The following is a 12528-nucleotide window of genomic DNA, read 5'->3' as shown; positions in this document are numbered from 1 at the left end:
GAGGATAAAATGAGCAAACTGGCCCTTTTCCAGGATCGTATCAACGAAGAAATCCCTCTGTCCCAGGCCCTGGGCATCCGCCTTCTTTCCTGGGACGGTCATGCACTGCTGTTAAGTGCACCCCTGGCCCAGAACCGGAACCATCAGGGCACCGGGTTCGGGGGCAGTGTCTATTCGGCGGCGGTCACGGCCGCCTGGGGCCTGACCGAGTTGGCTCTGTCGGACCTGGGCCTGCGCGGTGCAGTGGTGGTGCAGAGCGGCAACATCGACTATGTGGCTCCAGTGGATCAGGACTTCTACGTCATTTGCCGGCTGCCCGGCGGTGAGATCCCGGCCAAATTCCGCAAGAGTCTGGCGCGCCACGGCAAGGGCCGACTGGATCTGACCGCCGAAGTCTTTTGCGGCGAGCCAACCCCAGAGCCTCTGGGGCGGCCGGTGGCGGTATTCCAGGGGCGCTTCGTGGTCAAGGATGTGCATTCCAAAGTGACACCCCACGCGGCGCGCTGAGCCTCGCTATCCGATGGTCCGGGTCTTGGAGATGGACCGGCTCATCAGGATGATCGGGACAATGCCGGCGAGCACGATGATCAAGGCCGGCAGGGCGCTGTGGTACAGCCGCTCGTCGGAGGCAAACTGGTACACGTAGGTCGCCAGGGTCTCGAAATTGAACGGCCGGAGGATCAGCGTGGCCGGCAATTCCTTCATGCAATCCACGAACACCACCAGCGCGGCTGTGAGCAGGGTGCCCCGGAGCATGGGCAGGTGCACCCGAACCAGGGTTTTCCCCGGGCTGTGGCCGAGCGAGCGCGAGGCCATGTCCATGCTCGGCGTTACCTTCTGCAGGGCGCTCTCCACGCTGCCCGCCGAGACCGCAAGAAAACGCACGGTGTAGGCAAACACCAGGGCGAACGCCGACCCGCTGAGCAGCAGTCCGGTGCTAACGCCAAACCATTCCCGCATCAGGCCATCGAACCAGTTATCAAACCCGGCCAGGGGCACAATGACACCCACCGCCAGAACCGCTCCGGGCATGGCATAGCCCAGGCTGGATAGCCGCATCAGGACCTGCATGCCCCGAGTGTTGTGCAGCCGGCGGCTGTACGCCAGGGTGACACCGATCAGCAGTGTGGTGAGCGCGGCGGTTCCGGACAGGAACAGGCTGTTCAGGGTGTTTTCGATGAAATCCGGATTCCAGCTTTCGCCAAAATACTCCCATGCGTACAGGCCCAGAGTGAAGCCAGGGATGATGAAGCCGAACAGCAGCGGCAGTGCGCAGGCGGCCAGGCAAGCCAGTTGCTGGGGTCCGGAAAGGGAAAAGCGCTGAATCGGGTCGCGGTTATCGCGCGCGGCAAACTGCTGCTGCCGCCGGCGGGAATAGCGCTCCAGGGTCACGAGGATCACCATGAAGATCAGCATGGTGGTGGCAATCTGCGCGGCGCCACCCAGATTGCCCAGATTCATCCAGGTGTCGAACAGGCCTGCGGTCAGGGTTTGCACCGCAAAGAAATCGACGGTGCCGAAATCGTTCAGGGTTTCCATCAGCACCAGCGACAGTCCGACGGCGATCGCCGGCCGGGCGATGGGCAGCACGACCCGGAAAAAGGTGCTGAGGGCCGAATGGCCCAGACTGCGGCTGACCGCGAAGAGCGAGGGCGATTGCTCCAGAAACGCCGCCCGGGCCAACAGGTAAACGTAGGGGTAAAGCACCAGGCCGATCATCAGCGTGGCGCCCTCCAGGCTTCGAATCTCCGGAAACCAGTAGTCGCTGGCGTTCTGCCAGCCGAACCAGGCCCTCAGGGCGGTCTGCACCGGGCCGGCATAATCCAGCAGGCTGGTGTACACATAGGCAATGACGTACGCCGGCACAGCGAACGGCAACAGCATGGCCCATTCGAAAAACTTGCGGCCGGGAAACTCGCACATGGTCACGGCCCAGGCCGAGGACAATCCGATCACCAGGGTCAGGGCACCCACGCCGATCATCAACTGCAGGGTGGTGGTCAGATAGCGGGGCAGGGTGGTGTCCAGCAGGTGCGGCCAGATGTTTTCTTCAGGAAACAGTGCGAGGAACACCACGGACAGAACCGGCAAGGCCACGATGGCGGTGGTCAGCACGGCGGAGATCAGCCAGCGGCGTGAGGTGCGTTTCGCCATCAGGGGCTGGGACAGCCCTGGTTCAACCCTGGTGACGGCCTCGGTCATAGTGTTCCTGTTGTTGAATCGAAATGAGAAAGGGTGTCGATTGTAGACAGCTGATGTGCTGCCTGCAACGCCGCTTTGTCGACAACAGGCAAGGGGCAGGTAGGAGAAAAAAGGAAGGGACCGGAAACCGCGGCGGCGGTTTCCGGTCGTCTGGCATCACTCGCCGTCGTAGTCGACGCGGTCAACCAGTTTCACCGCGGCGTTGCGGTTTTCGGCGATTTCCTGCAGCGACAGCTGGTCCGGGTTGATCGCACCCCACTCGGCGACCAGGCCGGACGGCGTGACGTCCGGATTCGCCGGGTATTCGGTGTTGGCCTCGGCGTAGATCCGCTGTGCCTCGGCGGAGGACAGGAATTCCATCAACCGGATGGCGTTCTCGCGATTCGGCGCACTCTTGGTCAGCGAAATGCCACTGATGTTCACGTGCGTGCCCCGGCCTTCCGCGTTCGGGAACACCAGGCGTACCTGCTCGGCGATGGCACGTTGGTTGTCGTCCCGCAGCATGTTGCCGTAGTAGTAGCTGTTGCCGATGGAAATGTCGCACACGCCCTCGGCGATGGCCTTGATCTGATCGCGGTCGCCGCCCTGGGGTTTGCGAGCCAGGTTGTCCTTGACGCCTTCAAGCCAGGCCTGGGTGTCGGCCTCACCGTGATGGGCAATCATGGAAGAGAACAGGGCGATGTTGTACGGGTGTTTGCCGCTGCGGGTACAGATGCGGTCATTCCACTTGTCGTCCGCCAACTGCTCGTAGGTGGTGATCTCGCCTTCTTCGACGCGCTCGCGTGAGGTGAAGATCAGGCGCCCGCGGGTGGTCAGGGCGAACCATTTACCCTCGGGGTGCCGGAGGTTCTCCGGGATGTTCTGGTTGAGTGTCTGGTTCTCGACGCCCTGGACCAGGTCGCGTTCGACCAGTTCGTTGATCCGGGAAATGTCCACGGTCATGACCACGTCGGCCGGGCTGTTCCGACCTTCCCGCTCAAGGCGCTCAGCCAGCCCTTTCTTGGCGAAGACCACGTTGGTGTCGATGCCGGTTTCCTTTTCGAAGGCATTCAGCAGCGGCTCCAGCAGATAGGCCTGGCGGTAGGAATAGATGTTGACCTCGCCGTCGGCGGAGGCGCTGAGCGGAAGCGCGGACAGCGCCATGGCTGCGGTTGCTGCCAGTTTCATACGCATGGATGTACCCTCTAAATTGCAATCTGAAATGGTGTTTTCCTGGGATGATAGCCGCAGGCATTTAAAAACGCCAACCATTCTTATTTGCGTTCATCAAAGAGTCAACAATGTCAGTGGCATATTTCAACAAAAATGATGGTATGCTTCGGAAGACTATAAAAACTATGTAAAAAGTAGTGGTAAAAGCGCATGACAGGGATAGATCGACGAGAGCACATCCGTACCGCCATGAGCGCCAAGGTCAAGGTGGTGCACCCGGAGTTGGGGGAGTTCCTGTTTTCAACCCGGGACATTTCGGACGGTGGTGTGTTCATCATTGTTGACGGGCAGGCGTTCGAACCGAACATTGGCGACAAAGTCACGGTTCAGGTCCAGGGCCTGCCGGTGCCGGCGCCCGTGCTCGATATGCTGATCGTCCGCAAGACCAACGACGGCCTAGGGCTGCAGTTCGAACTCCGGGGCGCGTGATCGTGAAGCGTTTCCTGCTGGTGTTGCTGGCCGCGTCCTCGGCTGGTTGCGCCTCCTATTCCTCCCATTACGCGGTCTTCCCCGCGGAGAATTCGGCCGGTGAGCCGCGCCAGGTCCGCGTGTCCTGGCAGACCGCCGATTACCCCAACTGGTGGTTTGCCGCCGACAAGGCCACCCCGGTCAAGGTTGAGACCCAGTGCAGTGACCGGGTCTGGCGTATTCGTGACGACGCCGATCCCGACGCGGGAAGCTGCGCGCCGGGCGTCCGAGCCTGCGGTGATTCGCGGCTCGATGTTTATGCCCCCGCTGGTCGGGCCGCCGGTGCCGACGACCCCTGTCTGGTGATCAACCCGTCCGAACCCGGCGCCCGCATTCCCCAGCTGGGGGACAAACTTGAACTTCTGGTGTCCTGCCGTCCGTCCGTCACCCGGGTCGGCCAGGGTGACGAAATGCGTAACCTGGATTACCTGCGCGCGTCGTCGGTGCCTTACACGGTGTATGTCCGAAACGCGCCCCGCGGCTCACTTCGAGCCAAGATGCCGGAGCTGGACGATTCGGTATGTGACGCTGAGTGACACATATTGCCCTTGTGGTGTGAACGGCATCACATTGCTACATTTTGTTGCCTCCTGATCCCAAGCGTTACCTTTTGTCGCCCGCACGTTACCTTGCGCTACCAAACTGTTATGGACTCTGTTGGCCGTCGGCTCAAAATGGTGGCATCGAAAAGTTTCCATCCCAGAGGTGACCTGTGGGCGTCCAACAGAAGAAAATTGCCGTGCACGACCTGGAAGTGGGCATGTTTGTGTCTGACTTGGACCGGCCGTGGCACCAGACTCCGTTTCCAATCCAGGGCTTTCATATCCGATCCCAGGACGACGTGCGGGCTCTCGCCTCCCATTGCAAATGGGTGATGGTCGACGTCGCCGAAGTTCGGGCGACGGAGGAGTCCACCGTCAAGAGCCAGCTGGTCTTCGGCCGCAACGGCAAGCGTCGTGGCCAGGGCCGGGAAGTACTGCAGTTGCCACCGCTGAGCATCCGTGAGCCGGTTCACTACGAGAACGAAACCCCGTTCAAGAAGGAAGTTAAAACGTCCAGGCGTTTGCTTGCGGATGCGGAAATTGCGCTGCATCGGCTGTTCGAAACCGTGCAGCGGGGTGAGGCGGTGGAACTCAAGCCCATTGCGGAGCTGACCAGCAAGATGGTCAGCAGCGTGGTGCGCCAGCCGGACGCCTTGCTCTGGCTGAGCCGTACCCGGCAACACGACGACTACCTGTACCGGCACGCACTCAATGCCTCGGTCTGGGCGCTGGTGTGCGGTCGCCACCTGGGTTTGAACGAGGGGCTGCTGAATCACCTGGGGCTCGGTTGCCTGCTGTCCCAGGTTGGTAAGAGTGCACTGCCTCGGGATCTGCTGCGCCGGGAAGGCCAGCTGAACGCCGAAGAGTTCGCCCAGTACCGGGAATACGTGGCCAAGGGCTCGGCCATGCTCGCCGACAGTGGCCTGTCCCGTGCGGTCTTAAGCGTCGTTCAGGGGCACCGGGAGCGGCACAACGGGTCCGGCTTTCCCGAGGGTATTCGTGGTGACCGGATTCCACTGCTGGCCAAGGTGGCTGGTATCGCCGAATTTTTCGAGTCCCTGATTGGCCCCAGGGAGTCGGCGTTGCCGATGACGCCGGACAAAGCGGTGTCCTTGCTGTATGAGATGCGCAACATAGAGTTTCAGGAAGATCTGGTGGAGAGCTTCATCCAGGCCATCGGAATCTATCCCACCGGCAGCCTGGTCGAGCTCACCGATGGCCAGCGCGGCGTGGTGGTCTCCCATTCGCCGGAACGGCGGCTGTGGCCGCGGGTGATGGTCATGACGGACAGCAACCAGCTGCCGATGAAGACCGCCAAAATCGTCGATCTGGCGAAGTTCAACGAAAGCCGGGACGCCTCGGAGTCGGTGGCGATCCGCGAATGCCTTCCCCACGGCGCCGAAGGCCTGGATCCGTCCCAATACGATGTGACCGGCGCGGAATCCCGCTGGTCCCTGGGCCGGCTGGTCAGCGGATGAGCACCCGGAGCTGCTTGCGCACCCAGCGATAGGTGTCATCCGGCCGGAAGCTGACCACCAGTTCCGACTCCCCGCCGGCGTCTCCGGCCACGAAGTACTCCACGTCGGCCTCCTGCCAACTGGTGGCATTGACCACAACCTCGACCGGTCGGGTGCTGATCGCCTCGACTTCGGCCAGGTTGGCGGCCCCCCCGATGCGCCGAATGGACACCGACTTGAGGTCGGTATCCTCGGCCGGGTGACTGATGACATCCTCGTTCAGGTAATAGCGATTGGCAATGACGGTGGAGATGGCCTTTAGCTCCCGCGTGAGGTAGGTCCGGGCATCCTCTGCATCAATGTCCTCCAGGCTGCGTTTGGCGTCGAGTATGCGCTCCCGTTTCGCTTCCAGGTCCTCCCGGTAGTCGATCTCCGGATCCCGATCCTCGTCGTTCTCAGGGCGGGGCGGCGCCGCGTCAATGTCGGCCAGGGTCGGTGGCAGGGTGCAGCGCTCGTCGTCCGCCGGATAGAAGCAAATTTCAGCCAATAGCTGGTTCGCCGGTGATGGGTTCTCTTCCTGCGCCGCGAAGGCCTGCTCACTGACGGTAAAATCGATGGGCCCACTCAGGCCGGGCAGCGCGGCGTTCAGCTGTTGGATCACCCGCTCCCGGATTTCGATGCCCTCGCCCTCGCGCACGTTTTCGGTCCAGTTCAGGGCCATCAGGAAGCGGGTGAGGTTTCTGAGCGTCGGGTCGCTCAGCAGCTGTTGCTCGGTCAGGGTGTGGGTGCTCAAGCCCTCGTCGTCGAACGCGGGATTGGCCAGCGCGGCGCGCACATCGGCGTAGAACTCCAGGGGCGTGACGAACTCCTGGGCCGGCACGCCGTCGACAAGGGCCAGGTCGCCCACCCGAAAGCTCAGGGTTTCGCCCGGGTAGTAGCGAAATTCACCTTCGATATTGGTGGTGCCGCTCTGGCTGGCGGTCTGGTAACTCAGGCCTTCGAAGCCGTTATAATTCAGGCGGCCGACGCTGGCGTCATCGCTTCCGGAGCTGCCGTCATCGAGGCAGCCGGACAGGGCCGCCGCCGCAACGAGGGTGAGTAACAGTCGGGTCAGGTGAACGGATCTCATGGTGTATCGTACATTCCCGTCGCGTCAGCCGGTCCGCAGCGAGGGCGCGGCTGATCGTTTGTAAATTGTTGTAACCGCATTATAGGGATGGCGCCTGACCGGTATCGGGAAACCCGTCGCACTTTCAGCCTTTCAGCGGGGCCGGGAACCGGTGCTCCCGCCCTTGAAATACCGACAGTTGCCACAATCACTAGCAATCTACATATCAGCCCTGTCCAGTCTTGGATTGGGGTGGCCATCCGTCAGAACCGCAGGATCGACTATGACCCACGCGCTGGACATTGAAGGTTTGACCAAAACCTACGGTGATGGATTTGAAGCCCTCAAGGGCATCGATCTCCATGTCGCCGAGGGTGACTTTTTCGCATTGCTGGGCCCGAACGGAGCCGGCAAGTCGACCACTCTGGGCATTGTCTCCTCGCTGGTGAACAAGTCCGCGGGCAAGGTCCGGGTGTTTGGCAACGACATCGACACCCACTTGTCGGACGCCAAGCTCAACCTCGGCGTGGTACCGCAGGAGTTCAATTTCAATCAGTTTGAAAAGGTGTTCGACATCGTGACCACCCAGGCCGGCTACTACGGTATCCCGCTGAAGCGGGCGTCGGTGTCGGCGGAAAAATACCTGAAGAAGCTGGGGCTGTGGGAGAAGCGGGATACGCCGGCGCGGATGCTCTCGGGCGGGATGAAACGCCGCTTGATGATCGCCCGGGCGCTGGTGCACGAACCCCGTCTGCTGATTCTCGATGAGCCGACCGCCGGGGTGGACATCGAACTGCGCCGGTCCATGTGGACGTTTCTGGAGGAAATGAACCGCCAGGGCACCACCATCATCCTGACCACGCATTACCTGGAGGAAGCCGAGGCGCTGTGCCGCAACATCGCCATCATCGACCACGGCAAGATCCTGAAAAACACCAGCAAGCGGGACCTGCTGCAGGAACTGAGCGTGGAAACCTTCGTGCTCGATACCGCATCCCTGCTGGAGGCCGCGCCCGCTCTGGACGGATTTGTCACCCGCCTGGACGGCGAGGGCGCCCTGGAAGTGGACGTCGAGAAGGGGCAGGGCCTGAACGAGGTCTTTGTCCAGCTCGACCGCCTGGGGATCAAGGTGGTGAGCATGAGGACCAAGGCCAACCGCCTGGAGGAGCTGTTTATCCGGATGGTTCAGGAAAACGCCGCGGAGTCGCGTAAGGGCCTGGAGGGCGTGGCATGAAGATTCAGGCGCTGATGACGGCTTTCAACACTATTGTGGTTCGGGAGATCCGCCGGTTCACGCGCATCTGGGCCCAGACCCTGTTGCCGCCGGCGGTCACCATGACCCTGTACTTCATCATCTTCGGCAACCTGATCGGCTCCCGCATCGGCCAGATGGGCGGTTTCGACTACATGGCCTTCATCGTGCCCGGCCTGATCATGATGGCGGTGATCACCAATTCCTACGCGAACGTGGTGTCGTCCTTCTTTTCCATGAAGTTCCAGCGCAGCATCGAAGAGCTGCTGGTGTCACCGGTGCCAAACTGGGTGATCCTGGCCGGCTACGTGTGTGGTGGCATGGCCCGCGGTCTGGGCATTGGCCTGATCGTGACCCTGCTGTCCCTGGCGTTCACCAACCTGACCATCCACAGTCTGCCAATGATGGTGGCGACGGTGTTCCTGACCTCGGCGCTGTTTGCCCTGGGTGGCTTCATCAATGCCATGCTGGCGACCAAGTTCGACGACATTTCCATTGTGCCCACCTTCGTGCTCACGCCGCTGACTTACCTGGGCGGGGTGTTCTACAGCATCGATCTGCTGCCGGAGTTCTGGCAGGGCGTGTCCATGGCCAACCCGATTCTGTACATGGTGAACGGGTTCCGCTACGGCATTCTTGGGGTCTCGGACGTTAATCCGTTCGTCTCTCTTGGTATGATTCTGGTCTTTATCGTTGTGCTTGCGGCCATCTCGCTTCGGATGCTGGCTCGCGGCAAGGGCATTCGTCACTGATTTCTGGAAAGCTTTATGGCGCTCAATGATGCACCGCTGGGAAAGGCCAGCGATTACCCGGATCGCTACGATCCATCCCTGCTGTTCCCCGTGGCCCGGGAGGAAAACCGTCGGCGCCTGGGTCTGGAGGATGGCCGTTGGCCCTGGTTCGGTGAGGATATGTGGCAAGCCTGGGAAGTGTCCTGGCTGAAACCCTCCGGCGTACCGGCGGTGGCCTGGGCCGAGATCCGCTTTCCCGCGGCATCACCGGCAATTGTAGAATCCAAGTCGCTCAAGCTGTACCTGAACTCGTTCAACCAGACCCGCTTCTCGTCGCCGGAGCAGGTGGCGGACACCCTGGTCAGCGATCTGTCCAGCGCCTGTGGTGCCGCGGTCCAGGTATCGATGAAAAGCGTCGACGAGGCAGGCGCGGCGCCGGGCCGCCCGACCGGCTTCGAGTTGATCGACGACGAAACGGTGAGTGATCCGGTGTACGAATACGCGCCCGACTCCCTGACCGCTGGCACCGAGGTGGTGACCGAGCAACTCTGTTCGCACCTGCTCAAGAGCAACTGTCCGGTCACCGGTCAGCCCGACTGGGCCACTCTGATGATCAGCTACACCGGGCCGAAACTGGATCGGGCCGGGCTGCTCCGCTACGTGGTCAGTTTTCGTCAGAAGCAGGACTTTCACGAGCATTGCGTGGAAACGGTGTTTACCGATCTGATGGCGCGGTGCCGGCCGGAGCGGCTGATGGTTTGTGCCCGTTACACCCGGCGCGGCGGGCTCGACATCAACCCCTGGCGGGCGACGGAACCCGGCCACGAGCCCGGCGATCGGCTGGTTCGCCAGTAACGGAGTGCCGGCTGGTCGGTCGGGCAGGGATGGGGGCGTCAGGACGCGTCCTCTTCCTGACGCAATCGGTCGGCGGCGTCTTCCAGGGCGGCAAGAATGGACTCGCGCTCCTTCTCGGTGATCTTGTCGGAGTCCAGGTACATGGCGAAACCGCTGTGCTCGTGTTCGAGGAAGCTCCGGTTCGGCCCCATGTCGCGGCGGAAATCCACCACCTCGTAGATCGGCACCGGTTTGCCGAAGCCCTTCACGGTGATCTCGCCCTTGTCCCGGCACATGATCTTGTCCTTGATGAGCGAGAAGGTCTCGTAGGAAATCAGGATTTCGCCGGGCTCGGCCAGCGACTCCAGCCGGCTGGCCAGATTCACTTCCTTGCCGATGATGGTGTAGTCCATGCGGTTTTCGGCACCGAAATTCCCGACCGTGGTGTAGCCGGTGCTGATGCCCATGCGGATTTCCAGGGGGGTCTTGATCCCCTGGCTGCGCCATTTCTGGCGCATGATCTTCATGTGCTTGCGCATTTCGATCGCCATGGAGACACAGGCAAAGGCGTCTTCGCGCTGGCCCCGGCTGGTGGGGTCGCCGAAAAATACCATGATGGAGTCACCGACAAACTTGTCGATGGTGCCACCGTACTTCAGTGCCAGCTCGGACATCTCGTTGAAGTAGTGGTTCAGCAGTTCGGTCAGCGCTTCCGGCTCCATTTCCTCCGACAGCTCGGTAAACCCCTTGATGTCGGAAAAGAAGACCGCCAGTTTCTTGCGCTGGGTTTCCAGGCGAACGTCCCGCTCGCCGGTAAAAATGGACTGCCAGACCTGGGGTGACAGGTATTTCGACAGTTTGTGGGACAGCGCGATGGACTGCTCGCGCTGGTTCTGGATCTGGGTCTTGGCGAGCATCAGGGCGCGAGCCTGCTGGTGAGAATAGTACGCGGTGACGCAGATGTACAGCCCGGTGGCGAAGATGGCCAGGATGCTGGTCAGCAGCGGCGCCTGAAGGTTGTCCGCGGGACCGATGAGGGCCACCGCGGCGGCCGCGGCGGCCGCAAGAAAGCCGCTGCCGAGCAGCCACTGGCGAATGCCGCCGACGATCAGGCAGCTGAACATCAGCATCAGTACCACAGACACCGAGGGTATGGCGACCAGGCCGATGCAGCCAATGAAGCCGCCGCCCACCACGCAATCGAAGATCAGCATTTTCTGACGGATGCGCGGCGATTGCCGCAGGAAGGTGCGCCGGGTCAGCAGGTGCGCCAGATGCGGCCAGGTCAGGGCGCCGGCCACCAGCCAGAGCAGCCATTCCGGAAAAGCGCCCTGGACCACGCCGGTAACGATGATCACCGCCGTGGCGGTATAGGCCAGGATCCGGCCGTTGTAATCGGGCATCGGCGGGATCGCCACCGGATTGTACGGGTGATCCGCGGACAATGCTTTGCCGGCGCAGCTACTGGCGCTGCGCAGGTCTGCCGGCGCATTCATCATGTCAGAAACGGATCCGGCCGATGATCATGTCCTTGAACATGACCCAATCGCCCATCAGGCTGTAAAGCGGGTGCTTGAAGGTGGCGGGTCGGTTCTTTTCAAAGGCAAAATGGCCGACCCAGGCGAAGCCGTAACCGATAACCGGCACCAGCAGCAACCAGGCCAGTTTGCCGGAGGTGATGGCCCATGCGGTGACCAGGAGCACCAGCAGGCTGCCAGCGAAATGCAATCGGCGACAGGTTACGTCGCTGTGCTCTTCAAGGTAGAAAGGATAGAATTCTGCGAAGTTGCTAAAGGTTTGTTGGTCACTCATGGTGCTGCTACCAAGCCATTTATAATTTTTGGGTCGACCGGACTACGACTAAAGGTTAACAGTATTGCCTATTGGTCACAATTCACCAAGCCCCCAGGGCGCAGCCCGAAATTCCGTTTCCATTTTCCGACAGTGAGACGATATGACTGCAGTCAGTGAATTCCTGCTCAACCGTTCCTCCGAGCCCCGGCTGGAAGCGCCGGCTCCGGATTCCGCCACGCTGGAACGTGCCTTTGCCTGCGCAGCCCGCGCCCCGGACCACGCCCTGTTGCGCCCCTGGCGATACCTGGTCATCGAAGGCGAGGGCCTGGCCGCGCTCGGGGACCTGTTTGCCTCCACCTGTGCCAATAACAGCGACGAACAGGAGATCGAGAAATTGCGCAGGGCCCCGCTCCGGGCACCGATGATCATCGTCGGGATTGCCTCACCGACCGCGCACCCCAAGGTGCCCGAGGTGGAACAGATCATGTCCGCGGCGGCGGGGATGAGTTTTCTTGAGCTTGCCCTGCAGGAGTCCGGTTACGGCGTCATGTGGCGGACCGGCAAGCCCGCCTACAACGCCAAGGTGCACGAAGGCCTTGGACTCGGGGAAGGAGAGTCCATCATCGGCTTCCTGTACACCGGTTCGGTGACCTCCGCCAAGCCGTCGGTGCCGCGCCCGACCACCGACGAATTCGTCCAGCGCTGGCCGCGCTGACCTTCACGCCGTGGCTCCCCCGTCCGAGCAGTCGGGGGAAACACCTTGCCGCTTTGCCCTCCCTGGCGGCCTCCCCAGGCATGCATTGCCCCCTCGCTATGTCCTCCAATACCGCGCCAGGCCGCGCCCTGAAACGGTTTCCAAAATCTGGCATCTGCCTTGCTTTGTATCTCTGCAAGAGCAAAAGCCGGCAAAAATCACCGGCAGGCTGAC

13 protein-coding genes are annotated in these 12528 nt (G+C 61.7%); 8 read left to right on the top strand and 5 right to left on the bottom strand.

From position 1 onward, the window contains the following. Positions 1-9: 9 nt before the first annotated feature. Positions 10-507, top strand: coding sequence for a thioesterase domain-containing protein (locus U5822_RS16615; protein WP_322856723.1), 498 nt, complete (start codon positions 10-12; stop codon positions 505-507). A gap of 6 nt (positions 508-513) precedes the next feature. Here the strand turns inward: U5822_RS16615 and U5822_RS16610 are convergent, their stop codons facing one another. Beyond that, positions 514-2202, bottom strand: coding sequence for an ABC transporter permease (locus U5822_RS16610; RefSeq protein WP_322856722.1), 1689 nt, complete (start codon positions 2200-2202; stop codon positions 514-516). Positions 2203-2358: 156 nt separating this feature from the next. Continuing rightward, complete coding sequence (locus tag U5822_RS16605) at positions 2359-3375, bottom strand: Fe(3+) ABC transporter substrate-binding protein (RefSeq protein ID WP_322856721.1); 1017 nt, start codon at positions 3373-3375, stop codon at positions 2359-2361. Between the two features lie 189 nt (positions 3376-3564). On the opposite strand from U5822_RS16605, the gene U5822_RS16600 reads away from it, so the two are divergent. The 3 genes from U5822_RS16600 (at position 3565) to U5822_RS16590 (ending at position 5902) form a co-directional block, all read left to right on the top strand. Further along, on the top strand, positions 3565-3843 hold the full coding sequence (locus U5822_RS16600; protein ID WP_322856720.1) for a PilZ domain-containing protein: 279 nt from the start codon (positions 3565-3567) through the stop codon (positions 3841-3843). 2 nt (positions 3844-3845) lie between these two features. Beyond that, on the top strand, positions 3846-4418 hold the full coding sequence (locus U5822_RS16595) for a hypothetical protein (RefSeq protein WP_322856719.1): 573 nt from the start codon (positions 3846-3848) through the stop codon (positions 4416-4418). 176 nt (positions 4419-4594) lie between these two features. After that, on the top strand, positions 4595-5902 hold the full coding sequence (locus U5822_RS16590; RefSeq protein ID WP_322856718.1) for an HD-GYP domain-containing protein: 1308 nt from the start codon (positions 4595-4597) through the stop codon (positions 5900-5902). Here U5822_RS16590 and U5822_RS16585 read toward each other — a convergent pair. Further along, positions 5892-7010: an organic solvent ABC transporter permease gene (locus U5822_RS16585; protein WP_322856717.1), complete on the bottom strand. Its 1119-nt coding sequence runs from the start codon at positions 7008-7010 to the stop codon at positions 5892-5894. The genes U5822_RS16590 and U5822_RS16585 overlap by 11 nt on opposite strands. Positions 7011-7272: 262 nt before the next feature. Between U5822_RS16585 and U5822_RS16580 the strand changes: the two genes are divergently transcribed. The 3 genes from U5822_RS16580 to queF are packed head-to-tail and all read left to right on the top strand — an operon-like array spanning position 7273 to position 9827. After that, positions 7273-8223, top strand: coding sequence for an ABC transporter ATP-binding protein (locus U5822_RS16580; protein ID WP_322856716.1), 951 nt, complete (start codon positions 7273-7275; stop codon positions 8221-8223). Continuing rightward, positions 8220-8993, top strand: coding sequence for an ABC transporter permease (locus U5822_RS16575; protein ID WP_322856715.1), 774 nt, complete (start codon positions 8220-8222; stop codon positions 8991-8993). The genes U5822_RS16580 and U5822_RS16575 overlap by 4 nt, the downstream gene beginning before the upstream one ends. Positions 8994-9008: 15 nt before the next feature. Further along, positions 9009-9827: an NADPH-dependent 7-cyano-7-deazaguanine reductase QueF gene (gene queF, locus U5822_RS16570; protein WP_322856714.1), complete on the top strand. Its 819-nt coding sequence runs from the start codon at positions 9009-9011 to the stop codon at positions 9825-9827. Between the two features lie 38 nt (positions 9828-9865). On the opposite strand, the gene U5822_RS16565 is transcribed toward queF, so the two are convergent. Both U5822_RS16565 and U5822_RS16560 read right to left on the bottom strand, forming a co-directional pair. Continuing rightward, the gene (locus U5822_RS16565) at positions 9866-11305 is read right to left on the bottom strand and encodes an adenylate/guanylate cyclase domain-containing protein (protein WP_322856713.1); all 1440 of its coding nucleotides are present in this window, start codon (positions 11303-11305) and stop codon (positions 9866-9868) included. 1 nt (position 11306) lies between these two features. Next, positions 11307-11618, bottom strand: coding sequence for an Mpo1-like protein (locus U5822_RS16560; RefSeq protein WP_322856712.1), 312 nt, complete (start codon positions 11616-11618; stop codon positions 11307-11309). A 142-nt stretch (positions 11619-11760) separates the two neighbouring features. Here U5822_RS16560 and U5822_RS16555 point away from each other — a divergent pair, with 142 nt between their 5' ends. Beyond that, positions 11761-12315, top strand: coding sequence for a nitroreductase family protein (locus tag U5822_RS16555; RefSeq protein WP_322856711.1), 555 nt, complete (start codon positions 11761-11763; stop codon positions 12313-12315). Positions 12316-12528 lie beyond the last annotated feature (213 nt).

Origin of the sequence: Marinobacter qingdaonensis, from assembly GCF_034555935.1 — a bacterium.
Lineage (GTDB): Bacteria > Pseudomonadota > Gammaproteobacteria > Pseudomonadales > Oleiphilaceae > Marinobacter > Marinobacter qingdaonensis.
The sequence above is the reverse complement of the archived record's forward strand: the minus strand, read 5'-3'. Positions and strand labels throughout refer to the sequence as shown.

Coding starts and splice junctions, on each gene's coding strand:
- U5822_RS16615 (WP_322856723.1), top strand. CDS start 10: ATGAGCAAACTGGCCCTTTTCCAGGATCGTATCAACGAAGAAATCCCT.
- U5822_RS16610 (WP_322856722.1), bottom strand. CDS start 2,202: ATGACCGAGGCCGTCACCAGGGTTGAACCAGGGCTGTCCCAGCCCCTG.
- U5822_RS16605 (WP_322856721.1), bottom strand. CDS start 3,375: ATGCGTATGAAACTGGCAGCAACCGCAGCCATGGCGCTGTCCGCGCTT.
- U5822_RS16600 (WP_322856720.1), top strand. CDS start 3,565: ATGACAGGGATAGATCGACGAGAGCACATCCGTACCGCCATGAGCGCC.
- U5822_RS16585 (WP_322856717.1), bottom strand. CDS start 7,010: ATGAGATCCGTTCACCTGACCCGACTGTTACTCACCCTCGTTGCGGCG.
- U5822_RS16580 (WP_322856716.1), top strand. CDS start 7,273: ATGACCCACGCGCTGGACATTGAAGGTTTGACCAAAACCTACGGTGAT.
- U5822_RS16575 (WP_322856715.1), top strand. CDS start 8,220: ATGAAGATTCAGGCGCTGATGACGGCTTTCAACACTATTGTGGTTCGG.
- queF (WP_322856714.1), top strand. CDS start 9,009: ATGGCGCTCAATGATGCACCGCTGGGAAAGGCCAGCGATTACCCGGAT.
- U5822_RS16565 (WP_322856713.1), bottom strand. CDS start 11,305: ATGATGAATGCGCCGGCAGACCTGCGCAGCGCCAGTAGCTGCGCCGGC.
- U5822_RS16560 (WP_322856712.1), bottom strand. CDS start 11,618: ATGAGTGACCAACAAACCTTTAGCAACTTCGCAGAATTCTATCCTTTC.
- U5822_RS16555 (WP_322856711.1), top strand. CDS start 11,761: ATGACTGCAGTCAGTGAATTCCTGCTCAACCGTTCCTCCGAGCCCCGG.